Consider the following 23,449-nt stretch of genomic DNA (forward strand, 5'->3'; position numbering starts at 1 on the left):
AACTGTCGCGCGGTGGGGCTGCGAGCGGCAGTTCGTGCGACCTCGGGGGTCCGTGAGCGGTCGGGACGTGCCGTGTGTGGGGCGTCGAGTGGTCGCAGGGCGTCGTATCGTCGGGGTCCGGCCGACGGGACGTGGCCGCGCGGGGTGGGGCGGGCGGTGCGTCGTGACCGGTCGGCGGTGGTGAGGGGCGCGGCGGACGCGGGGCGGGCCTCCTGGCCGGGCGGGCGTGATCGCACGAACCGTCGCTCGACAGGCACTCTCGACCGCCGGACCACCTCGGTTGCACCACGCAACTTTCGTGCGTGACGCGCCGCTCGACTCCGGCGGAATCATGCATCACGCGGCGGCCCCGTGCATTACAGCGGTGTAAACAAATCGCCCCCGGTTCGTTCTGTTCCGTGACAGGGTGATACCAATGAGCGTTCCTGGCCGGGCACACAGACGTTCCACCCTCCGGCTCAGGACTCTTGCAATCATGACCAGAGAGGCAGCGGACATGGCATCCGTGACCAAGTGGGGCAAGCGCGGCATCGCGCTCGGCGCCGGTGCAGCAGCGACGGCGCTGGTGCTGACCGGCTGCGCGAGCAGCAGCGTGAGTGACACCGAACTGAACGGCCTGAGCATCGGGACGACGGACAAGATCACGTCCCTCGACCCGGCCGGTTCCTACGACAACGGCTCCTTCGCCGTGCAGAACCAGGTGTTCCCGTTCCTGATGAACACGCCCGTGGGGAGCCCGGACGTCGAGCCGGACATCGCCACGAAGGCGGAGTTCACGAACCCGACCACCTACGAGGTCACCCTCAAGGACGGGCTCGAGTTCGCGAACGGCAACAAGCTCACGTCGAGCGACGTGAAGTTCTCGTTCGACCGCGAACTGAAGATCAACAACGAGAACGGTCCGCAGTCGCTGCTGGCCAACCTCAAGAGCATCGACACCCCGGACGACACCACCGTGGTGTTCAACCTCGACCACGCCGACCAGACCTGGCCGCAGGTGCTCTCGAGCCCCGCTGGCCCGATCGTCGACGAGGACGTCTTCAGCGCGACGAAGCTCACCAGTGCCGACGACATCGTCAAGGGCAAGGCCTTCGCCGGGCAGTACCAGATCAGCTCCTACAAGGAGAACGACACGATCCAGTACAAGACGAACCCGAAGTACGACGGCCTCCTCGGCAAGGCGAAGACCGACGAGGTCACCGCCAGCTACTACACCAAGGAGACCGACCTCAAGCTCGCCGTGCAGAAGGGCGACGTCGACGTGGCGTACCGCTCCCTGACGCCGACCGACATCTCGGACCTGCGCAAGGACGACTCCCTCAAGGTCACCGACGGCCCCGGCGGCGAGATCCGCTACGTGGTCTTCAACTTCAAGACGCAGCCGTTCGGCACCGGGCAGGACGACGCCGACGAGGCGAAGGCCCTGGCCGTGCGTCAGGCCGCTGCCGACGTGGTCGACCGTGCCCAGCTCGCGAAGGAGGTCTACAACGACACCTTCACCCCGCTGTACTCGATGGTCCCGGACGGCCTGACCGGCGCGGTCCAGCCGTTCAAGGAGATGTACGGCGACGGCGACGGCGGCGCGGACGTGTCCAAGGCGAAGAAGACGCTGTCGGACGCCGGCGTCACGGGCAAGGTGCAGCTCGACATCCAGTACGCGCCCGACCACTACGGTTCGGCCTCGGACGACGAGTACGCCCTGCTCAAGCAGCAGCTCGAGGACTCCGGTCTGTTCACCGTCAACATCCAGTCGACGGTCTACACGACCTACGCGCAGGAGCGCACCAAGGACGCCTACCCCGTGTACCAGCTCGGCTGGTTCCCGGACTTCTCCGACGCCGACAACTACCTGTCGCCGTTCTTCACCAAGGAGAACTTCGTCCAGAACCACTACGACGACCCGGAGATCCAGGACCTCATCGCGAAGGAGCAGGCCGAGTCCGACCCGGACAAGCGTGCTGACCTGATCGAGCAGGCCCAGGAGCGCGAGGCCACCCAGATCTCGACGCTGCCGCTGCTGCAGGGCAAGTCCGTCGCGGTCGCCGGCAAGGACGTCAAGGGCCTGACCCTCGACGCCTCGTTCAAGTTCCGGTACGCCACCCTGAGCAAGTAGCACCAAGCCCCACGTGCAGGCCGCGGGCGTTCCCACGAGGGACGCCCGCGTGCCTGTGCAACGGCGACGAAAGGCACACACCCCGTGACCCTCAGCACTCCCGAGGCGACGCAGGACGTGAACGGCACCGATCCCACCAAGCCACAGGCACAACGCAGTGCCAAGAACAGTGGTGGCGGACTCGGCCGGTACATCCTCGTCAGGTTCCTCCTCATCATCCCGACCGTCTTCATCCTGGTGACGCTCGTGTTCTTCCTGATGCGCGTCATCGGGAACCCGATCACCGCGTCGGTCGGCGGCCGACTCACGCCGAGCCAGCTGCAGGAACGCCTGCACGCCGCCGGGTACGACCGGCCGGTGCTCGTGCAGTACTTCGAGTACCTCGGCAACATCCTGCGCGGTGACTTCGGCACCTCGTCGACGGACAACCGTCCGATCACCGACATCATCGTCACGTACGGCGGTGCGACCGCGGAGCTCGTGTTCTACGCGCTCATCGTCGCGCTGGTGCTCGGCATCCCCCTCGGCATGCTCGCCGCGTACACGCGTGACAAGTGGCCGGACGTGCTGCTCCGCGCGCTGGCGATCCTGACGTACGCCACGCCGGTGTTCTTCGGCGGTCTGCTGCTCAAGCTCGTCTTCTCGGTGTGGCTCGGCTGGTTGCCCCTCGGCGACCGAGCCTCGACCCGGGTGTCGCTCATCCTCGACGGCATCCCCGGCGCGAGCGGCATCTACATCATCGACGCGCTCCGCACCGGCAACGCCCAGGTCATCGGCGACGTGCTGCAGCACGCAGTCCTGCCCGCGCTGACGCTCGGCCTGCTCACCGCCGGCATCTTCCTGCGCCTGGTGCGCGCGAACATGATCGGCTCACTCGGCTCCGAGTACGTCGACGCCGCCCGGTCCCGCGGTGTGCGCGAGTCGCGGTTGGTGCGCACCCACGCGTTCCGTCCGGCCCTCGTGCCGATCATCACCGTGATGGGGCTGCAGATCGCGATGCTCCTGGGCGGCTCGGTGCTCACCGAGACGACCTTCGGGTGGCGTGGTCTGGGCTTCGAGCTCAACCAGTACCTGTCGGCCCGTGACTTCGTCGCGGTGCAGGGCATCGTCGCGATGCTGGCGGTGATCGTCGCGGTGACCAACTTCATCGTCGACGTCGTCGCCGCCCTGATCGACCCGAGAGTGAGGTTCTGACGATGGCCGACACCACCCTCGTCGACCGCCACGAGCCGCTCTGGAAGCGGCTCCCCGTGGTGGTCCAGCTGCGCCGGAGCACCGGCTGGCAGCGCGCCATGCTCATCGTCGGCGTGGTCATCTGCGCCCTCTACCTGCTCGTCGCGGTGTTCGCGCCGCTGCTCGCCCCGTACGGCTTCGGCCAGCTGCAGGGCGCGGACGGCCAGAGCTTCCCGCGCACCGGCGCCCCGAGTGCCGAGCACATCTGGGGCACGACGGTCGGCGGCTTCGACGTGTTCAGTCGCGTCCTCTACGGCGCCCGCACGGCCGTGCTCGTCGTCATCGTCGCCGTGATCGTGTCGATCATCGTCGGTGTCCTGCTCGGCATGGTCTCCGGGTACCTGGGCGGCTGGCTCGACCGCGTCCTGGTGGTCGTGGCTGACGCCATCTACGCGTTCCCGTCGCTGCTGCTCGCGATCATCGTGTCCATCGTCATCTCCGGCGGCAACTCGAGCTACTCGGGCGGCATCATCGCGGCGGCGATCTCGATCACCGTCGTCTACGTGCCGCAGTACTTCCGCGTGGTCCGCGCCGAGGCCGTCCGGCTGAAGAACGACGCGTTCGTCGAGTCGGCGCGCGTGATGGGCACGAACCCGTGGCGCATCATGACGCGGCACGTCCTGCGGAACTCGACCCGTTCGCTGCCGCTCATCCTGACGCTCAACGCGAGCGACGCGATCCTGACCCTGGCCGGCCTCGGCTTCCTCGGGTTCGGCATCGGCCCGACGTCCGGCGCCGAGTGGGGCTACGACCTGAGCCGTGCACTCTCGGACGTCGCGAGCGGCGTCTGGTGGACCGGTGTCTACCCGGGTGTCGCGATCGTGGTGCTCGTGCTCGGTGTGACCTTCATCGGCGAGAGCCTGAACGACATCTCCGACCCCCGCCTGCGTGCACGCCGACGCCTGAAGCAGCTCGTGTCCACGCGCACCGCCGGGAACGACACGGAAGGGACGGGCGCATGACCCCGACCACCCGCCTGCAACCGGGCGACACCACCACCGAGCCGGTCGTCGTCGTCGACGACCTGACCGTCACCTTCGCGACCGACGGCGGCGCCGTCGACGCGGTCAAGGGCGTCAGCCTCGACGTCCGCCCCGGCGAGGTCCTCGCCCTGGTCGGCGAGTCCGGCTCCGGCAAGTCCGTGACGGCCCGCAGCATGCTGCGGCTCATGCCGGAGACGGCGACACTCGGCGGTGCGGTGCTGCTCGACGGCACCGACGTCGTTTCGGTCGGCTCGCAGAAGCTCCGCGAGCTCCGCGGGACCGCCGGCGCGATGGTGTTCCAGGAGCCGTCGACCGCCCTCAACCCGGTCTTCACCGTCGGGTGGCAGATCGCCGAGGGGCTCCGTGCCCACGGCGGCGTGTCCAAGAAGGAAGCACGGGCGAAGGCCATCGACTACCTCGGCCGCGTCGGCATCCCCGACCCCGAGACCCGCGTCGACCACTACCCGCACCAGTTCTCCGGTGGGCAGAAGCAGCGCGTGGTCATCGCGAGCGCGCTGGCCCTCGAGCCGAGCGTCATCATCGCGGACGAGCCCACCACGGCGCTCGACGTCACGGTGCAGGCCGAGATCCTCGACCTGCTGCGCCGCTGCCGCGACGAGTTCGGCACCGCGATCGTCGTCATCACGCACAACATGGGCGTGGTCGCCGACCTGGCCGACCGCGTCGCCGTGATGTACCAGGGCGAGATCGTCGAGGAAGCGATGGCGACGGCGCTCTTCGCGACGCCGCAGGCCGACTACACCAAGCGGCTGCTCGCGGCGGTGCCCCGGCTCGAGGCGTCCACCGGGGTGGCCCGGCGCGCCGCGATCTCCGAGGACGTCACCCCGCTGGTCGAGGCGAAGGGGCTCGAGATCGAGTACCCCGGGCGGCTCGGCTCGCCGGCGTTCAAGGCGGTCAAGGGCGTCGACCTGGCGATCCGTCCCGGTGAGGTCCTCGGCCTGGTGGGGGAGTCCGGCTCCGGCAAGACCACCATCGGCCGGGCGATGGCGGGCCTGACGAAGGTCACCGGCGGCTCGCTCAAGGTCCTCGGCGCCGAGATGCTCGGGTACCGCGAACGCGACTTCAAGCACCTGCGCAAGGACATCGGCTTCGTGTTCCAGGACCCGGCGACCTCGTTCAACCCGCTGCTGACGATCGCCGAGTGCGTCGCCGAGCCGCTGGTCGTGCACAAGGAGGTCTCGAGCCCCCGTGCCGCGCGCAAGCGGGTGGACGAGCTGCTCGAGGCCGTGCAGCTGCCGGCCGCCTACGGCGACCGCTACCCGCACGAGCTCTCCGGTGGGCAGCGCCAGCGCGCGTCGCTCGCACGGTCGCTCGCGCTCCGGCCGAAGCTGCTCATCGCCGACGAGCCGACGAGTGCGCTCGACGTCTCCGTGCAGGCCCGGGTGCTCGAGCTCTTCCTCGAGCTCCAGCAGGACCTCGGCTTCGCCTCGCTGTTCATCAGCCACGACCTCGCGGTCGTCGGCGCGCTGTCCGACCGGATCGCGGTGCTCTACCGCGGTGACCTGGTCGAGACGGGCACGACGGCGCAGGTCCTCGGCGCGCCGCAGCACCCCTACACGCAGCGGCTCCTCGCGTCGCTGCCGGTGCCGGACCCAGCCGAGCAGGCGGAGCGACGGCGTACGCTGGAGCGACTGGAGAACGTCGGGTCCTGACCCGACGTGACCCGCCCTGGAGGCCCGGCCAGCGTCGTCGACGCACGCCGCGCCTCCAGGGCGGTCGTCTCCACTGCTGCACGCACGACGGACCTGCCAGGGCGGCCCGTCGCGAACCGCCGCCAGGGGGCGGCGTGGAAGGGGACCCATGATCGCGGTCAACGGACCGGCGGTCGTCGCGGACGACGTGTCGATCGAGTACCGGGGCGGACGCGGGGGCGAGTCCATCCGGGCCGTCGACGGCGTGAGCCTCACTGTCCGGCAGGGGGAGATCCTCGCCCTGCTCGGTGAGTCGGGATCGGGCAAGTCGACCTTCGCCGCCGCCATCGCGGGCCAGCTCGGATCCCACGGCGAGGGTGAGGGCGCCCTCCGTCGGCACATCGTCGGCGGCGAGCTGACCGTGCTCGGCCAGAAGACCCGGGGCCTCCGTCCCTCGTCGCGCAAGCTCGAACGGCTGAGCGGCCGGATCGGGTACCTGCCGCAGGACGGCGCCGACCGGCTCAGCCCGGACCTGACCGTCGGCGAGGCCGTCGCCGAACCGATCTACGCCCGCGACCGCCGGTTCGACCGGCGCGAGGCCGGGCTCATCGTCGCCCGCCTGCTCGACGCGGTGCACCTGCCGCTCGGGGCGATGCGCCTGAACACGTGGGAGCTCTCGAGCGGTCAGCGCCAGCGCGTCGCCCTGGCGAAGGCGCTCGTGCTCGAGCCCCAGCTGCTGGTCGCGGACGAACCAGCGCGCGGCGTCGACGTGCTCGTGCGGCAGTCCGTGCTCGAGGCCCTGGCGACCCTGCAGCGCGGCCGGCAGTTCTCGGCCGTCGTCGTGTCCAGCGACCTGCGCGAGGCCCGCGCCCTCGCCGACCGCGTCGCGGTGATGGCCGATGCCCGGCTCGTCGGGCTCGGCACCTTCGACGAGGTCCTCGACAACCCCGTCGACCCCTACGTGAAGACCCTCGCCTCGACCGCGGCCCGCGGCGTGAAGCGTCGTCCGGCACCGACGACGGCCCGCCGTTCGTCCGCGCCGCGCCGTCCGCTCGCCGCCGGCACCGGCCCGCGCACCGACCGTCAGGAGAACGCGTGAGCACCACTGCCCAGGGCCCCCGCGGCCACCGCGCCGTCGTCCCCACGTCGGGTGCACCGCTGCCGATCGACGCCCCGCAGCCCGGCCCGGTCGCCGTGCTGCCGGAGCCGACGGACCTGCACGTGGACGCCGTGACCGAGGCCGGCGGCACCGTCTCGCCGCTCGACGCCGACACCCGCGGGATCGTCTGGCTCGACCCCCGCGACCCGGCCGGCCTCGCCGACGCGCTGTCCTCGGCGCCGGGGGTGGGCTGGGTGCAGCTGCCGTTCGCCGGCGTCGACGCCTTCGCGCACCTGATCCAGGAGCACGGCGACCGCGTGCTGTTCACCTCGGCCAAGGGTGCCTACGCGGAGCCGGTCGCCGAGCACGCGCTCGCGTTGACCCTCGGCACGCTCCGGGTCCTGCAGAAGCGCGCTCGTGCGTCGTCGTGGGCGACCGAGCCCGAGGGTGTCTCGCTGTACGGGCGGAACGTCGTCGTGATCGGTGCCGGCGGGATCGCCCTCGAGTACCTCCGGCTGCTCGCGCCGTTCGACGTCGACGTCACGGTCGTGCGCCGCTCGCCCGAGCCCGTGCCGGGAGCCGCGCGCACCGTCACCACCGACGAGCTCGACCGGGTCCTGCCCGACGCCGACGTCGTGATGATCGCGGCGGCGATGACCTCGGGCACCGTGAAGCTCTTCGGTGAGGAGCAGTTCCGGATCATGAAGCCGTCCGCCCGGCTCGTGAACATCGCCCGCGGCGGACTCGTCGACACCGACGCACTGGTCGCCGCCCTGCGCGCGGGGGAGATCGCCGCGGCTGGCCTCGACGTCACTGACCCCGAGCCGCTGCCCGACGGGCACCCGCTCTGGTCGGAGCCCGGCGTGATCATCACCCCGCACCAGGCCGACACCCCGGAGATGGTCGCACCGCTGCTCGCCGAGCGCGTCCGGCTCAACGCCGCGGCGTTCCTCGGGGGCGACGGCGAGGGCTTCGTCGGCGTCGTCGACCCGGTCGCCGGGTACTGACACCGGGGCGTCGGAGCGCGGCGCGCCCGGGCGGCGTGTCCGATGCGGTGGAGGGCCTCGGCGTCCTGCTATGCTGTTACCCGTTGTTCGCACGTCATTCGCCAGCGGACAGTGATCCTCGATAGCTCAATTGGCAGAGCAGCCGGCTGTTAACCGGCAGGTTGTTGGTTCGAGTCCAACTCGGGGAGCGACAGGTCCTCATCCCTTCGGGGTGGGGACCTTTTGCGTTGCTGTCGTCGTGCGCGTTCGGTGCTCCCTGTACGATCGTTCCGTCATGACGAACACTCGGGAGTCCCGCCTCGGACGTTCGGAGCGAACGGAGCGGCGGTCCGTCGTGCAGGCGGTGGACGTCGCACTGTCGTCACGAGCGTCGTTCGTGGTGGTGCTGACGGTCTTCGTCGTCATGGGGTTCGCCTTCGCCGGGTGGTTCCACGTCCACGTGGCCGCGGCCCCGGACGAGCGAGGGCACGTCTGGAACATCCTGCTCTACGCCGAGCGCCCCGTGCTCGCGGGCCCCTACCTGCAGCAGGTCGACCCGTCGCAGCTCTGGATGGGCGAGCTCGTCCGGTCGCCGCTGTACCTGTACCACTACCTGATGTCGTTCCCCGCGCGCGGAGCACTCGCGATCGGGCTCGACTACGAGCAAGTCGTCTTCGTTCTCCGTGCCGTGGACGTGCTGTGGGCAGCTTCGGGGCTCATCGCGCTCCGGTCGCTGTTCCAGCACGCTCGCGTCCCCGCGTCGATCGGGCTGCTCGCGATCGTGGCGACGGCGTTCACGGGGCGGTTCACCTGGCAGGCCGCGTCGGTGAGCTACGACGCCCCGGCCATGGCAGCGCTCTTCGTGTTCGCCGCCGTCGCGGTCCGTTTCGTCCGCGGTGGGGGACTGCGCACGCTGGCCTGGATGGCCGTCGCAGCGCTGTTCGCCCTCCTGATGAAGTACTCGCAGGCACCGTTCGTGCTCGCGGGAGGGTTCTTCGCCATCCTGCTGCGGTACCGCGCCGCCGGCTGGTCGTGGTTGCGGCACCCGGTGCAGCGAGCCGTCGGGGGACTCCGCGCGCGACCCGGAGAGTCGATCGTGCTGCTCGTGATCGGCGGTGTGCTGACCGCTCTCGCGATCGAGCGCCTCGGTCTGAACCTGTTGCAGTTCCGCGCGGTGAACCCCGCCTGTACTGCCCTGCACAGTCGTGCCGATTGCATGGACTACGCGATCTTCCGCCGGAACTACGCCGCTTCCCGCGCCCACGACCTGGCCGAGGTGAACGGAACGCTGCCGGCATTCGCGCCGCTGTCCTTCCTGTGGTCATGGGTGACGATCTACTTCCAGTCACTGTTCTTCTTCTGGGGCGCCTCGTTCCCGTGGCGTCCGAACCCGTCGGTCGTCGTGTTCGGAGCCTCGAACGCCGTCGTCGGCATCGGGATCGCGCTGACGCAGGCCCGACGGATCCTGCACGATGCGGCGCTCACCTGGTGCGCCGCGGTCGCGGCGACCTACACGTTCGCCGTCCTCTGCTTCAACGCCGCCACGATGGTCAACTTGGGGGAGTCGTACGCGTTCTCCGGTCGCTACCTGCTGCCAGCGATGCCGTTGGCCGTGGTCGTCGTCCTGGTCGGTGTCCGGACGTGGCTCCGACGTCTCCGACCGCGAATGCGTTCCGTCGCGACGGCCGTGGTCGGCGTGGTGCTCGCCGCGCTCTTCGTGTTGTACAACCCGCTGAGCGCGTTCTTCCCCTACGCACACTCCGCCGCGTGGTACTCCGATTGGGGGCTCGACGTCCTGCCGAGATGGCTGACCGGGGTCGAGTCGTGAGCGCGTCCCGTCGCGCCCGTGGGGTGAGCGTCGGAGTCGCCTCAGCTGCCTTCGTCGTGGTGATCGGTGTCGCAGCCTTCCTCAGGCCGGGCGACGACGGGGGTACGAGTCACGATGTCGACGGTTGTGCGGTGGTGTCCGAGCCTGGGCCGGCCACGGCGACGGCGTGCCCCGGAGCCGACCTGTCATCGGTCGATCTCTCGACGGCCGACCTCCGGCTCGCAGACCTGCGTGGTGCTGACCTCCGTGACGCAGACCTCTCCGAGACCGTGTTCTTCGGAGCCGACCTGCGCTCGACCGACCTGCGCGGCGCGGACCTCCGGGAGGCTGATCTGCACGCCGCCGATCTGCGCGGTGCTGATCTGCGCGGAGCCCGGCTCGCGGACGCTGATCTCTCCTCCGCCCGGATCGACGGTGCAGACGTCTCCGGTGCCGACCTGTCGGGCGCTCGGATCGAGCAGATGAGCGTCCGGGGCACAGCACTGGAACCCGGAGCGCTCTCGGTCCGGAGCACCGACGGCACAGCAGTCCGCGTCGTGCTCCGACTGGAACTGCCACTCGGACTGACTTCTCCGAACTGCAGTGACCGTGTGGTCACCGCGCCGGTCGGCACGACGACCGTCCGGTGCCAGATCCGCACGGACGCACGACACGGCGGTCGTCTCGAGGCGCCGGTGGACGTCGTCGTCGCCGGACAGGACAGCTGAACCTCGATCGCGGTCAGCGAGCGTCGGGCTCGACCCTGAGCGTGCCGTCCCGGTTGTTGTCCTCGATGATGCCCTGTCGGGGCACGTAGACGTCGAGGTAGTCGAGCCGGAAGTGCTGGAGTTCTGCAGCGTGTTCGTCGAGGAACGTCCGGACCTGCTCGGGCATGGTCCGCCGGGTGTCCGAGCCGACGACGACGGCGTCGAACGGTCCGTTCTCCGGGCGCATGGAGCCACGGTCCCCGAAGTAGATGCGCCAGGTGTTGGCGCTGAACTGGCTGAAGAGGACGCCTTCGGAGTCGTGTCCGCGGACCTTCAGAGCATCCGAGAGCAGAGCGATCCCGCTCGGACGGGTCTGCACGACGGCGACGCCCAGCCGTGCGACGGGGATGAGCAGCGCGGCGACGAGCACTGCGGCCGTGATGCGTCCGACGGGCGGCCGGACGGTCGCCAGGCGCCCGTACCCGATCGCCGCCAAGGCGATGATGAACGGCATCCACGCGTCGTAGTAGTACGGCAGCGAGACGTTGGCGACGATGACGTAGAAGACGAGGAAGACACCGAGGGCGATGCCGAGGTACGCGACCAGGCGGTCCGGTCGGACGACGAGGGCGGCGACCACACCGATGGTCAGGACGGTGAGCAGCAACCAGCCCGTGCCGTCGGCGAGGAAGGCGAAGTTCGCCCACCACGGTGCCGCCGGGTAGATCGTCCCGAGGATGGTCGTCGGGTGCCCGTGGGCGTTCTGCTGCGCCTGGAACCGGAGCATCTGCCCGATGGCCCGGAAGAGCCCGACCGGCAGGTAGACGACCACGAACACGACCACGAACGCGACGCCGCCGTACAGCGCACCGACCCCCAGGTCGCGCCACCGACGGAACAGCAGGGGGAGTGCTCCCACGGCGAGGACGAGCACCGCCGTCGACACCTTCGACGTCACGGACAGTGCGAGCAGCGCACCCGCTGCGGCCACCCACCACCGGTTGCCGGTCCGCATCCAACGCCAGGCCGCGGCGAGCGAGGCGACGGCGAAGAAGACCATGAGGGGTTCGAGCATCGCGAACCGGTCGATGCGGACACCGATGACCGACCCGGCTTCCGCCCAGGACGAGCCCGAGCCACGCGGCGTCAGCCACCACATCGCCGCCGCGGTCAGGCCGGTCCAGAAGCCGACCTCGCGTCGCAGCCAGAGGAACAGGACGACACCCGTGCCGAGCATCGCGGTCGCAGCCACCAGCCTCGGCCCGAGCGGGCCCTGTCCCACCAGGAGCTGCGCCACGCCGTACACGTACTTCGCGAGCGGCGGGTGCTCGAGGTTGAGCGAGAAGTTCCCGTGCACGTAGGCCCAGCTCGCGCGGAGGTACACGAACTCGTCGTTCACGATGGTCGGACGGCCGAGGTGCCAGTAGGCGACGAACACAGCAGCCAGGGCGACGACCACGAGGGCCGTCGCACGGACGGGGCGGGAGTGCAGGCGGGGGATGAGGACCTCCAGGACAGGGCGATGCCGGACCATCATCGCAGGAGCCGCCGTACGGGTCGTCCGCAGCGCTTGCTGTTAGCGTTCACAGGTGCACCGTTCCCGTTCGCCTCGACTCACGCTCCTGGGCGTCGTCGTCGCCGTGACGGCGGTGCTCACCGGCTGCAGCAGTGTCGGCCCGGACACCGACGCGTCCGAGGACCCGACGAGCTCGGACACCGGCCTGGGCTCGGGCGCGTCGCCCGTGGTCTTCGCGTTCGTCTGCGCCGCCGACGGATCGGACAGCGAGACCTACACCACCTACTCGGCGGTGTGGGAGGCCGAGCGCGCCGACTGCTCGGCAAAGCGCCTGACCGGGTCGGTGCCGTCGAGCCAGCAGCAGGCCGCGGTGGCGGCGGCGCGCGGCGACGCGACCCTCGTCGAGCTCGCGAGCACGTGCGCGGTCCGCGGCTCGGCGCCGTGGACATCGGCGGTCGCCGACGCGCGCGGTGCGCACGTGGCCGCCGGGCTCCTTCGGTACTGCCCCGGGCACCCGGAAACCGACCGCCTGCGGGACGCACTGGCTGCCTACCGGGGCTGAGCCGGGCCTCCAGGCCGCCCGCCGGACCAGCGACGGGCTGGACGGCACCGGGTGCCGACGTCGACGGGCGTCAGCCCTCGGGGTGGTCGCGACCCGGCAACCAGGACTGGCCGGGGCCACCCCAGCTGCTCTTGCGGATCGCCTTGGCGACCTGCTTGCCGTAGGGGTGCACCAGGCGGTCGGCGTAGAGCCAGCCGTCCAGGTGGTCGTACTCGTGCTGGAAGATCCGGGCCAGCCAGCCGTGCGCCTCGACCTCGAACGGGGTGCCGTGCTCGTCGAAGGCCCGCAGCAGGGCGCCCTCGGAACGGCGGAGCGGGAACCGCTCACCAGGGATCGACAGGCAGCCCTCGGACTCCTCGTCCTCGTCGAGCTCCTCGACGGACTCGGGGACCGGGGGAGTGATCCACAGGACGGGGTTCACGGCGGCGCCCCGGTGCAGGACGTCGTCGTCGTCGGTGTAGGAATACACGAACAGGCGCTTGCCGACGCCCACCTGTGGTCCGGCCAGGCCGACGCCCGGTGCCAGGTCCATGGTCTCGAGCATGTCGGCGACGAGGGTGCGGAGGTCGTCATCGAACGCGGTGACCTCGGCTGCACGCTCGTGCAGGACGGGTTCGCCGGTGATGCGGATCGGGAGAACGGCCATTCACCCAGGTTATCCGGCGGGGGACGGTAGCCTCGACGCGTGACGACGGACATCCAGCTGCCCGACGCCGTGAGCAACCTCACGCCGTTCCAGGCGCTGATGATCCCGGTGGCGCTGATCGGTGCGGTGTTCCTGTCGCTCGGGGCGCAGTTCCAGAGCCGCGGGGTGCAGCGCGTCGAAGCGCGTCTCGGTCGGCAGTCGAAGGGGCTGAGTGTCCGGCACGTCGTCGGGCTCGTCTCGAGTGGCTACTGGGTGCTCGGCACGCTCATGCTCGGCATCGCGGTGGTGCTCCAGCTGATCAGCATCACGTTCGCGCCCCTGATCGTCGTGCAGCCCCTGGGTGCCGTCGCCCTCGTCATCACGACGTGGTTCTCGTCGCGGTCGTCGGGTGTGCCGCTGGGTCGCCGTGCGCGGCGAGCGGTGTGGACGTGCATCATCGGCGTCGGCATCTTCGTCGGGATCGCGGCGTTCGTCGGGCACGAGAGCGCGATCACCCGTCAGCAGCTCGTCACCGTGCTGGTGATCCTGGCCGTCGTGCTGGTGCTCGTGCTGGTGTCGTTCCGTCTGGTGGCCAAGCACCGCAGTGCGCTGTACTACATCGTCGGGGCGGGGGTGCTCTACGGGTTCGTGGCGACGCTGGCCAAGGTGGTGCTGAACCGGTTCGTGAACGGCACCTTCGACTGGTTGACCGTGCTCGCCATCGTCGGGGTGGTCGTCGCGGCGTCGCTCGGTGGGTACTTCGTGCAGAACGCGTACTCGAGCGGCTCGGCCGACCTCGTGATCGCGGGGTTGACGGTGATCGACCCGATCGTCGCGGTCGGCATCGGCGTGATCGTGCTCGGCGAGGCCTCGGGGGCGCCGTGGTTCGCGGTCGCGGGCTTCGTGGTCGCCGCGGGCATCGCCATCACCGGGGTGTTCCTGCTCGCCAAGCACCACCCGCAGACCCGGGCCTGACGCCGGCCGGCGCGGGCGACCGGCGCGCACGCGGCGGTGCACTCGCAGCGCACCAGGTGCTCGCCGCCCTCATCCGCGCGGCTGACGCGACCGTCGATCCTGGTGCGATAGCGTCACTGCCGACCAGCCATCGCCCACGAGAGGACGAACTCAGCCGTGTCAGGAGACGCCACCACCGCCACCGCCGGACCGACGGAAGCGACGGGCGGTCACCGACCGTTGCGCGTGCTGATCGCAGCGGACACCTTCGCCCCCGACGTCAACGGCGCCGCCACCTTCGCCGAGCAGCTCGCCGTCGGCCTGGCCGAGCGCGGGCACGAGGTGCACGTCGTGGCCCCGGCCTCGAGCCGCCACTACGGCACCTTCGACGAGGAGCACCATGGCGTCACGCTCGTCGTGCACCGTCTGAAGTCGTACAAGTGGCCGCTGCACCCGTGGCTGCGCTTCGTGTGGCCGTGGAGCGTCCGGAAGTGGACCGGCCCGATCCTCGACGCCGTCAAGCCCGACGTGCTGCACATCCAGTCGCACGTGGTCATCGGCCGCGGCATCGTGCACGAGGCGAACGACCGCGGCATCCGGGTCATCGCGACGAACCACTTCATGCCGGAGAACCTGCTCGAGTACACGCCGTTCGGCAAGTGGACGCTGCCCCTCGCCCTGAAGATCGCGTGGAGCGACGCCGCCAAGACCTACCGGCTGGCGGACACCATCACGACGCCGACGAACCTGGCCGCCGACTACCTGCGGAAGGCCATCGCCGGCCAGCAGGTCCTCGCGATCTCGTGCGGCATCGACGCGTCCCGGTACGTGGCGCGCGAGGGACGCCCGGTCAACAACGACATCGTCTTCGTGGGTCGCGTGGCCCCCGAGAAGAACCTCGACGTGCTGGTCCGTGCGGTGGCGCTGCTGCCCGCCGAGCTGTCCGCGACGCTGACCATCGTCGGCGACGGCGAGATGATCCCGAAGCTGACCGCGTTGGCGAAGGAGCTCGGGCTCGAGGACCGCGTGCGGTTCCTGGGCTTCGTCTCCGACGAGCGCAAGCAGGAGGCCCTGACCAACGCGACGGTGTTCGCGATGCCGTCCACGGCGGAACTGCAGAGCATCTCCTCGCTCGAGGGCATGGCCTCGGGGCTGCCCGTCGTCGCCGCCGACTCGATGGCGCTGCCGCACCTGATCGACGGCAACGGGTACCTGTTCACCCCGGGGGACGTGGACGACCTGGCGGCGAAGCTCACGACGGTGCTCACCGCACCCGAGTCGGAGTACGTGGCGATGCGGGATCGCAGTCTGGCCATGATCGAGGCACACGACATCAACCGCACGCTGTCGACGTTCGAGTCGCTGTATCGTGGTGAGCCGGTGGCCTGAGGGTCTCCGGCGAGGGGCGGTAGCCAAGCTGGTCAAGGCAGTCGGCTCATAACCGAACGATCCGCGGGTTCGAGTCCCGCCCGCCCTACGTGCACATGCCAAGGAAGCGCGACACGTCGCAGGACGACCACGCACCGACACCGAACGTCACCTTCGAGGTGACCCGTGGCGGGACCGGCGTGCGCGTGAACGCCTTCCGCCTCGGGTTCATGGGGGCCATCGGTGTGCTCGTCGCGCTGCTCGCCGGTGCGATCATCAACGAGCTCAGCACGGTGCTGGTCTACATCGGGGTCGCACTGTTCCTGGCGCTCGGCATCGACCCGCTCGTGTCGTTCCTCGAGCGGATCATCCCGCGCTGGTCGGCCATCACGATCGTGGTGGTCGTGGTGCTCGGGGCCTTCGCCGGCATCGTGTTCGCCGTGGTGCCGATCCTGGTGGAGCAGGCGTCGAACCTGATCCAGAACTTCCCCGACATCGTGCAGGACATCTCGCAGCAGCAGTGGGTGCAGGACCTGTCGAAGCAGTTCGCCGGGTCGTTCGACATCGACCACGCCCTGCAGTCGCTGCAGTCGTTCGTCGAGAAGCCGGGCAACCTGCTCAGCGTCGGCGGCGGGATCCTGGCGGTCGGCAGCGGCATCCTGTCCGGGGTCACCGGGGCGCTCATCGTCATCATCCTGATGCTCTACTTCCTCGCGTCGATGCGGGGCATGAAGCGGGCGACCTACCGGTTCGTGCCGGCGTCGCGCCGCCAGAACTTCATCGACGTGAGCGAGCAGATCACCCAAGCGGTCGGCCGCTACGTCGTCGGGCAGGTGTCGCAGGCGCTGATCAACGGCATCCTGAGCTTCTTCTTCCTGCTCATCATCGGCGCGCCGCTGCCGGTGCTGCTCGCGTCGTTCGCGTTCCTCGGTTCGCTCATCCCGCTCGTCGGCACGCTCGCCGCCGCGATCGTCATCTCGCTGCTCTGCTTCTTCGCGTCGCCGGCCACCGCCCTCGCCGCTGCCATCTACTACCTCGTCTACATGCAGGTCGAGGCCTACCTGATCTCCCCGCGCATCATGTCGCGAGCCGTCCAGGTGCCCGGCGCCCTCGTGGTCATCGCGGCGGTCGCGGGCGGCACGATCGGCGGCGTGCTCGGCGCGCTCGTGGCGCTGCCCGTCGCGGCGTCGGTCATCATCATCGTGCAGAAGGTCATCTACCCCCGCCAGGAGCAGGCGTGACGAGCGGCACCGGCGCACCGGACGACGCGGTCGTCGCCGCCTTCGCCGAGCACGTCCACGACCGTGACCGCTGGGCGCGCAGTGCCCGTGGGCCGCTCGCCCTGGTGAACGCCCAGCACGTCGACCACCCGCAGCCGGTCTGGCCGGTCCCCGGGACGTGGGCCCCGGCGGTCGGCGGACTCACCGTGACGGCCGAGGCCTCCGACGGTGTCGTCGTCGACGGCGTCCCGGTCGACGGTACGGTCCTGGTGGCCGGGGACACCGACGTCGTGCCGTCGACCGTCGCGCTGCCGGACGGCTTCGCCGGTACCGTCAGCGGCGACACCCTGCGCGTCTGGGACCCGTCGTCCGAGGCGATCGCCCGCTTCGCGCAGATCGCACGCTTCGCGTGGTCCGGCGACTGGGTGACGTCCGGCACGTACGTCCCGCTGACGGGAGACGCCCTGGAGGCCCGTGGCAGCGTCCGCGACGCCGCCGGCGACGCCCTGCCGGTCGCCGGACACGTCGAGACCGTCGTGGGTGGTGCCACGGTGCGGTTCGTCGCCGTCCGGTCGGCTGCCCACCACGGAGCCCCGCGGCTGCAGCTCATCGTGCAGGACGCCACGAGCGCCCTGCCGGAGGACGACCCGGGCAGCACCTACTCGATGGGTCGGTTCCTGTACCTCGACGACCCCGGTACGGCGACCACGGTCGAGCTCGACTGGAACCTGCTGGTCCTGCCGCCGTGCGCGTTCTCGTACCAGTACGCGTGCCCGATCCCACCGGAGGACAACCGCGTCCCGGTGCCGATCACGGCGGGGGAGCGACACCCGGTCGACGCGGACGGTGCCGTCCTGCACTGATCGGTGCCGGTTCCTTGCCGTTCCCAGCCGCAGCGCTGCATAATGGGCGTGTCCCGTCGGGACATCACAATCGCATACCGATGGTTCCGTGGCCCCTCGGGTCAGGATCCTCCGCACCAGGTCGATGGGGAAGTCGCACCTGACGTATCGGAGGAACCGTGAACGGAACGACGACAGGAGTGCTCTACGTGCACTCCTCACCCCGCGCGCTCTGCCCGCACGTCGAATGGGCAGCAGGTCGCGCGATGAACCGCGCCGTGAACTTCTCGTGGCTCGACCAGCCCGCACAGGACGGTGCGCGCCGGACCGAGTACACGTGGACCGGTGCGGTGGGCGCCGGTGCCGCGATCGCGTCGGCCCTGCGCGGGTGGGAACACCTGCGGTACGAGGTCACCGAGGAGCCGACGAGCGCCTCGGACGGCGGTCGCTGGATGCACACGCCCGACCTCGGCGTGTTCTACGCGCAGACCGACGTCACGGGCAACATGGTCATCCCCGAGGACCGGGTGCGCTACGCGATGGAGGTCGCGGGCAGCAACGCCCTCGAGCTGCACCGTGAGCTCCGGCTCGCCCTCGGGCAGGCCTGGGACGACGAGCTCGAGCCCTTCCGCCACGCGGCCGAGGGCAACCCGGTCGTCTGGCTGCACCGCGTCGGCTGAGCCGACCACCGGACCGGCCACCGGAACGACGGAAGCCCGCCCCGACGACGCGGGACGGGCCTCCTGGCAGGGTGGGACGGATCAGACGCTGCGGAACGCGACCACGGCGTTGTGGCCGCCGAAGCCGAACGAGTTGCTGACCGCGAGCAGGTCGCCCTCGGGCAGCGCACGCGGCTCGCGGGCCACGTCCATGACGATCTCCGGGTCCTGGTCGTGCAGGTTGATCGTCGGCGGGGCGACGCGGTTGTGCAGCGCGAGGACGGTGAAGACCGCCTCGATCGCACCGGCACCACCGAGCAGGTGGCCCGTCGAGGCCTTGGTCGCGGACACCACGACGTCGTCCAGGTGGTCGCCGAAGACCCGACGCATCGCGTGGTACTCGGCGACGTCACCGACGGGGGTCGAGGTGGCGTGCGCGTTGACGTGCACGACGTCCTCGATGCTCGCGTCGGCGTGCTCGAGGGCCTGCAGGACCGCACGGGCGGCGGCGCTGCCCTCGGGGTCCGGCGCGGTGATGTGGAAGGCGTCGGAGGTGATGCCGGAGCCGGCGACCTCGGCGTAGATCGTCGCGCCGCGGGCCTCGGCGTGCTCCTTCGACTCGAGGATGAGCGCCGCTGCGCCGTCACCGAGCACGAAGCCGTCACGCGTGACGTCGTAGGGACGCGACGCGGTCTCGGGGGAGTCGTTGCGGCGCGACAGGGCCTGCATCGCGGCGAACGCGGCCAGCGGGAGCGGGTGCAGCGCGGCCTCGGCGCCACCGGTGATGACGATGTCGGCGTCGCCGTCGGCGATGTGCCGGTACGCCTCGGCCAGCGACTCGGTCGACGACGCGCAGGCGGACAGGTAGGTGCGGGCACCACCACGGGCGCCGAACTCCATCTCGATGGCGGCGGCGGGGCCGTTCGCCATGAGCATCGGGACCGTCATCGGCAGGACGCGACGCGGGCCCTTCTCGCGCAGGGTGTCCCAGGCGTCGAGCAGCGTGTTCACGCCGCCGATGCCGGTCGCCCAGTCGACGATGAGGCGCTCGGGCACGACCGACTCGTCGTCGATGCCGGCGTCGGCCCAGGCCTCCCGTGCCGCGACGAGCGACAGCTGCGACGAGGGGTCGAGGCGCTTCGACTCGGGGCGGGTGAGCTGGTCGGTGAGGAACCGGCGCGCCTGGCCGGCGAACTCCACGGGGAGTTCGAGCTCGGCGTAGCGGGGGTCCTCGATGCGGGTGATGCCGGACTTGCCGGCGAGCAGCGCGTCCCAGGTGTCCGGGGCGGTCGCGGCGAGGGGTGAGATCGCACCGATCCCGGTGACGACGACGGTCTTCTTGGTCATGGGACGACGTGCTCTTTCGTTGGGGTGAACAAGATGAGCGCCACGGCCCGCAGGGGTCCGCGGGCCGCGGCGCTCAGGAAGCTCGTGTCAGGCCTGGGCCTTGACGATGTAGTCGACCGCGTTGCCCACGGTCTTGAGGTTCTTGACCTCTTCGTCCGGGATCTTCACGTCGAACTTCTCCTCGGCGTTGACCACGATGGTCATCATCGAGATGGAGTCGATGTCGAGGTCGTCCGTGAAGGACTTGTCGGCGGCGACGGTGTCGGTGGCGATACCGGTCTCGTCGTTGATCAGCTCGGCCAGGCCGGCGAGGACTTCTTCGTTGGACAGGGCCATGAGTGTTCTCCTTGAAGGGGGGTGTCGTTTGACCGTTGACCAGCCTAGGGCACGCGGGGTCCGGGTGCGCGGAGGCTCGTCGGGATGGGGACCGGGCGCGCGGGTGCGCGACCGGACGGGGATCAGGGGAGGACGACCACCTGGGCACCGAACACGAGTCCGGCGCCGAAGCCGATCTGCAGGGCGAGGCCGCCCGACAGGTCCGGGTGCTCCTCGAGCAGGCGGTGCGTGGCGAGCGGGATGCTCGCGGCGGAGGTGTTGCCGGTGGTGGTGATGTCGCGGGCGATCGTCACCGTCTCCGGCAGGCCGAGCTGCTTGGCGAACTCGTCGATGATGCGGATGTTCGCCTGGTGGGGCACGAACGCGGCGAGGTCCTCGGGGCGGACGCCGGCGGTCTCGAGCGCCTGGCGGGCGACCTTGACCATCTCCCAGACGGCCCAGCGGAACACCGTCTGCCCGGCCTGGCGCATGGTCGGACGCGGTGCCCCGGCCTCCCACTCGTTGTAGGTCGCGGTCATGCCGATGGCGTCCCACTTCGAGCCGTCGGAGCCCCAGATGGTGGGGGCGATGCCCGGGAAGTCGCTCGGGCCGATCACGGCGGCGCCGGCACCGTCCCCGAGCAGGAACGAGATCGAGCGGTCGGTCGGGTCGACGACGTCGCTGAGCTTCTCGGCCCCGACGACCAGCACGTGGTCGGCGAGCCCGGACTTGATGAACGAGTCGGCCTGGGCGATGCCGTAGGCGTACCCGGCACAGGCGGCGCTGATGTCGTACGCCGCGGCCGGGGTGGCGCCGATGCGCTCGGCGAGCAGCGACGCCATCGACGGGGTGGCGACGGTGTGCGTGACGGTGCTCACGAGCACGACGCCGATCTGGGACGGCTCGATGCCGGCCTTCTCGATGGCCTCGCGTGCGGCGGCCTCGGCGAGGTCGACGGCCTCGACGTCCTTGCCCGCGCGCTTGCGGGTGATGATGCCGGTGCGCTGGCGGATCCACTCGTCGGACGAGTCGATCGGGCCGACGAGGTCGTCGTTCGGCACGACGTTCTCGCCGCGGGCGGCGCCGAACGCCAGGATCCGGGTGAACTCGTGGCCGCGACGCTGCTGGAGCAGCGGGCGCGCGGATCCGGTCGGGAGGCCCGTGGGGGCGTCCGTCGGGGTGGTCGGGTCGGTCATGCGGTTGCGTCTGCTTCCTGGCCCGCGCGCTGCAGCAGGTCGATCGCTGCAGGCAGGTCGTCGGGGGTCTTGATGGCGACGGTCGGCGTGCCGCGGAGGCCGCGCTTCGCCAGGCCGACGAGGGCACCGGCGGGGGCGAGCTCGATGATGCCGGTCACGCCGGCGGTGGAGAAGGACTCCATGACCGCGTCCCAGTGCACGGGGTTCGCGATCTGCTGGACCATCAGGTCGACGAAGCGGCGCCCGTCGTCGACCCGGGAGCCGTCGGCGTTGGTCCAGATCGGCAGGGTCGGGTCCTGCACGGTGGCGGCAGCCGCGACCGGGGCGACCCGTTCGACGGCGGGGGCCATGTACCGGGTGTGGAACGCACCGGCCACGGCGAGCGGGATCACCCGGGCCTTGGCGGGCGGGTCGGCGGCGAGGGCGGCGATGGCGTCTGCGGCACCGGCGACGACGGTCTGGCCGCCACCGTTGTGGTTCGCGGGCACGAGGCCGTGCTCGGCGAGGGCTGCGGCAACCGCATCGGCGTCGCCACCGAGGACGGCGGCCATCGAGGTCGGCTCGAGCGCTGCGGCGTCGGCCATGGCCCGGCCGCGTTCGGCGACCAGGGCGACGGCGTCGGTCGGCTCGAGGATCCCGGCGACCGCGGCGGCGGTGAACTCGCCCACCGAGTGTCCGGCGACCCCGCCCACCAGGGCACGACGGCCCTCGGCGAGCAGGGCGTCGGCGGTCACCAGGCCGGCGGCCAGGATGAGGGGCTGTGCGAGCGCGGTGTCCTTGATGGTGTCCGCGTCGGAGTTCGTGCCGTGCTCGGCGAGGTCGACGCCGATCGACTCCGACCACTGCCCGACTCGTTCACGAACGGTGGCGTCCTCGAGCCAGGGGGCGAGGAAGCCGGGGGTCTGGGAGCCCTGTCCGGGCGCGACGACGACGATCACCGGACAATCCTCGCGTTCTCGTCCCGCGGGGCCCGTGTGGACTTCCCACACGAATCCCCGCGGGACATTGTCGGTTCTCTACCGTCCGGGGCGCTCTAGCGCCGGGGCGTGATGCGGCGGCGGCCGGTCGCGGACTCGGACATCGCGCCGAGGATGAGCGCCGACTGCACGATCAGGGCGTCCCGGGCGTGCGTGGCGTCCCACCCGATGATGTCGGCGACCCGGCGCAGGCGGTAGCGCACGGTGTTCGGGTGCACGAAGAGCTCACGCGCCGTGGCCTCGAGCGACCGGCCGGTGTCCAGGTAGCACCACAGCGTCTGCAGGAGCTCGGTGGACTGGTCCTTGAGCGGGACGTAGATGCGCTGCACCAGGGCGGACCGGGCGAGCGGGTCGCCGGCCAGGGCACGTTCGGGCAGCAGGTCGTCGGCCAGGGCCGGGCGGGGCACGCCGCGCCAGGCACGCGCGACGGCGAACCCGGCGAGGGCGGCCTTCGCGCTGGTCGAGGCGTCGACGACTCCGGGGACCTCGTTGCCGAGCACCAGGTGGCCCTCGCCGAACAGTGGTTCGAGGGCCTGCGCGATGGTCGTGAAGGAGACGGGCTCCTCGCCCTCGGGGACGTCGTCGCGCGGGGTGGCGCGGCCGATCACCACGACGAGCCGCGATCCCTGGACCCCGACGAGCACGTCGGCGTCCATGTGCCGTGCGGTGCGCCGGACCTGGTCGACCTCGAGCTGCTTCGGTGCGGTGCCGACGAGCACCGCGACCTCGCCGTGGCCGTGCCACCCGAGGGCGGCGATGCGGGAGGGCAGTTCGTCGTCGTACTCGCCGGAGAGGATCGAGTCGACCACGAGCGCTTCGAGCCGGGCGTCCCACAGGCCGCGGGCCTCGGCGGCGCGGGCGTAGACGTCGGCGGCAGCGAACGCGATGTCGCGGGAGTACTTGAGGATCGCCTCCTGCAGCATCTCGTCGTCGGCGGCGCGTTCCTCGACCACGGTCACCACGACGCGGATGAGCTGCAGGGTCTGCTGCAGGCTCACGGAGCGCAGGAGTTCCCGCGGGGCGGATCCGAAGACGTCGGCCGCGGCGATCCACGGTGTCGAAGCGGTGCCCTCGAGCCAGCTGATGAACGAGGTGATGCCGGCCTGGGCGACGAGGCCCACGGCGGAGCGGCGCCCCGGTGGCATCTCGCTGTACCAGGGGAGCGTGTCCTCGAGCCGCTTGATCGTGGCGGTGGAGAGTTCTCCGGACACCTGACGGAGCCAGGAGAGCGCACGCTCGCGCGCGCTCTCCTGGCTCTCGTGGTCCGGGCGGACCGTCGTCACGGGTT

21 protein-coding genes and 2 tRNA genes are annotated in these 23,449 nt (G+C 70.6%); 16 read left to right on the forward strand and 7 right to left on the reverse strand.

All coding sequences use genetic code 11. The features are described 5' to 3' along the window. The first annotated feature begins 496 nt into the window (after positions 1–496). The 9 genes from QRN49_RS02205 to QRN49_RS02245 all read left to right on the forward strand — a co-directional run bounded on the left by QRN49_RS02205 (position 497) and on the right by QRN49_RS02245 (position 10,601). Positions 497–2,113: an ABC transporter substrate-binding protein gene (locus tag QRN49_RS02205; protein ID WP_111093200.1), complete on the forward strand. Its 1,617-nt coding sequence runs from the start codon at positions 497–499 to the stop codon at positions 2,111–2,113. Positions 2,114–2,197: 84 nt separating this feature from the next. Beyond that, entirely contained in the window at positions 2,198–3,307 is a 1,110-nt protein-coding gene (locus tag QRN49_RS02210; RefSeq protein ID WP_372439454.1) for an ABC transporter permease, read from the forward strand. 2 nt (positions 3,308–3,309) lie between these two features. Beyond that, complete coding sequence (locus QRN49_RS02215) at positions 3,310–4,308, forward strand: ABC transporter permease (protein WP_111046962.1); 999 nt, start codon at positions 3,310–3,312, stop codon at positions 4,306–4,308. Then, complete coding sequence (locus tag QRN49_RS02220; protein ID WP_284753811.1) at positions 4,305–6,002, forward strand: ABC transporter ATP-binding protein; 1,698 nt, start codon at positions 4,305–4,307, stop codon at positions 6,000–6,002. The genes QRN49_RS02215 and QRN49_RS02220 overlap by 4 nt, the downstream gene beginning before the upstream one ends. 148 nt (positions 6,003–6,150) lie before the next feature. Next, positions 6,151–7,080, forward strand: a complete 930-nt coding sequence (locus QRN49_RS02225) for an ATP-binding cassette domain-containing protein (RefSeq protein WP_110864664.1) — start codon at positions 6,151–6,153, stop codon at positions 7,078–7,080. Next, positions 7,077–8,087, forward strand: a complete 1,011-nt coding sequence (locus tag QRN49_RS02230) for a D-isomer specific 2-hydroxyacid dehydrogenase family protein (protein ID WP_284753816.1) — start codon at positions 7,077–7,079, stop codon at positions 8,085–8,087. Before QRN49_RS02225 ends, QRN49_RS02230 begins: the two co-directional genes overlap by 4 nt. Before the next feature lie 115 nt (positions 8,088–8,202). Further along, positions 8,203–8,275 (forward strand) — tRNA-Asn (locus QRN49_RS02235). Between the two features lie 86 nt (positions 8,276–8,361). After that, on the forward strand, positions 8,362–9,894 hold the full coding sequence (locus tag QRN49_RS02240; protein ID WP_284753817.1) for a hypothetical protein: 1,533 nt from the start codon (positions 8,362–8,364) through the stop codon (positions 9,892–9,894). A gap of 131 nt (positions 9,895–10,025) precedes the next feature. Further along, positions 10,026–10,601 (forward strand): pentapeptide repeat-containing protein, encoded by a 576-nt coding sequence (locus QRN49_RS02245; protein WP_244993470.1) that lies wholly within the window; start codon positions 10,026–10,028, stop codon positions 10,599–10,601. Between the two features lie 13 nt (positions 10,602–10,614). Here QRN49_RS02245 and QRN49_RS02250 read toward each other — a convergent pair whose 3' ends face one another. Further along, entirely contained in the window at positions 10,615–12,117 is a 1,503-nt protein-coding gene (locus QRN49_RS02250; RefSeq protein ID WP_209050085.1) for an ArnT family glycosyltransferase, read from the reverse strand. Positions 12,118–12,169: 52 nt separating this feature from the next. On the opposite strand from QRN49_RS02250, the gene QRN49_RS02255 reads away from it, so the two are divergent. Beyond that, positions 12,170–12,658, forward strand: coding sequence for a hypothetical protein (locus tag QRN49_RS02255; RefSeq protein ID WP_071405350.1), 489 nt, complete (start codon positions 12,170–12,172; stop codon positions 12,656–12,658). A 70-nt stretch (positions 12,659–12,728) separates the two neighbouring features. On the opposite strand, the gene def is transcribed toward QRN49_RS02255, so the two are convergent. Beyond that, positions 12,729–13,304, reverse strand: a complete 576-nt coding sequence (gene def / locus QRN49_RS02260) for a peptide deformylase (RefSeq protein ID WP_071405349.1) — start codon at positions 13,302–13,304, stop codon at positions 12,729–12,731. Between the two features lie 39 nt (positions 13,305–13,343). On the opposite strand from def, the gene QRN49_RS02265 reads away from it, so the two are divergent. The 6 genes from QRN49_RS02265 (at position 13,344) to QRN49_RS02290 (ending at position 18,347) form a co-directional block, all read left to right on the forward strand. Continuing rightward, complete coding sequence (locus tag QRN49_RS02265; RefSeq protein ID WP_284753819.1) at positions 13,344–14,258, forward strand: DMT family transporter; 915 nt, start codon at positions 13,344–13,346, stop codon at positions 14,256–14,258. Positions 14,259–14,414: 156 nt separating this feature from the next. Next, positions 14,415–15,626 (forward strand): glycosyltransferase, encoded by a 1,212-nt coding sequence (locus tag QRN49_RS02270; protein WP_111023008.1) that lies wholly within the window; start codon positions 14,415–14,417, stop codon positions 15,624–15,626. Between the two features lie 13 nt (positions 15,627–15,639). Then, a tRNA-Ile gene (locus tag QRN49_RS02275) sits at positions 15,640–15,714 on the forward strand. 7 nt (positions 15,715–15,721) lie between these two features. Continuing rightward, positions 15,722–16,846, forward strand: a complete 1,125-nt coding sequence (locus tag QRN49_RS02280; protein ID WP_209050089.1) for an AI-2E family transporter — start codon at positions 15,722–15,724, stop codon at positions 16,844–16,846. Next, the gene (locus tag QRN49_RS02285; RefSeq protein WP_284753820.1) at positions 16,843–17,688 is read left to right on the forward strand and encodes a DUF1684 domain-containing protein; all 846 of its coding nucleotides are present in this window, start codon (positions 16,843–16,845) and stop codon (positions 17,686–17,688) included. Before QRN49_RS02280 ends, QRN49_RS02285 begins: the two co-directional genes overlap by 4 nt. Positions 17,689–17,867: 179 nt before the next feature. Next, on the forward strand, positions 17,868–18,347 hold the full coding sequence (locus QRN49_RS02290) for a DUF3145 domain-containing protein (protein ID WP_081827276.1): 480 nt from the start codon (positions 17,868–17,870) through the stop codon (positions 18,345–18,347). An 81-nt stretch (positions 18,348–18,428) separates the two neighbouring features. Here QRN49_RS02290 and QRN49_RS02295 read toward each other — a convergent pair whose 3' ends face one another. From QRN49_RS02295 to QRN49_RS02315, 5 genes are all read right to left on the reverse strand, one after another. Then, positions 18,429–19,673 carry a beta-ketoacyl-[acyl-carrier-protein] synthase family protein gene (locus QRN49_RS02295; RefSeq protein ID WP_027465338.1) on the reverse strand — a complete coding sequence of 415 codons (1,245 nt, stop codon included), beginning with the start codon at positions 19,671–19,673 and terminating at the stop codon, positions 18,429–18,431. Between the two features lie 87 nt (positions 19,674–19,760). Beyond that, the gene (locus QRN49_RS02300) at positions 19,761–20,009 is read right to left on the reverse strand and encodes an acyl carrier protein (RefSeq protein ID WP_017886710.1); all 249 of its coding nucleotides are present in this window, start codon (positions 20,007–20,009) and stop codon (positions 19,761–19,763) included. A gap of 122 nt (positions 20,010–20,131) precedes the next feature. Further along, the gene (locus tag QRN49_RS02305) at positions 20,132–21,184 is read right to left on the reverse strand and encodes a beta-ketoacyl-ACP synthase III (protein ID WP_071405345.1); all 1,053 of its coding nucleotides are present in this window, start codon (positions 21,182–21,184) and stop codon (positions 20,132–20,134) included. Further along, positions 21,181–22,122, reverse strand: a complete 942-nt coding sequence (locus QRN49_RS02310) for an ACP S-malonyltransferase (RefSeq protein ID WP_284753821.1) — start codon at positions 22,120–22,122, stop codon at positions 21,181–21,183. The genes QRN49_RS02305 and QRN49_RS02310 overlap by 4 nt, the downstream gene beginning before the upstream one ends. 95 nt (positions 22,123–22,217) lie before the next feature. Further along, positions 22,218–23,444, reverse strand: a complete 1,227-nt coding sequence (locus tag QRN49_RS02315) for a PucR family transcriptional regulator (RefSeq protein ID WP_027465341.1) — start codon at positions 23,442–23,444, stop codon at positions 22,218–22,220. Positions 23,445–23,449 lie beyond the last annotated feature (5 nt).

This window comes from Curtobacterium sp. ME-Dv--P-122a (genome assembly GCF_030209645.1).
GTDB classification, from domain to species: Bacteria; Actinomycetota; Actinomycetes; order Actinomycetales; family Microbacteriaceae; genus Curtobacterium; species Curtobacterium flaccumfaciens.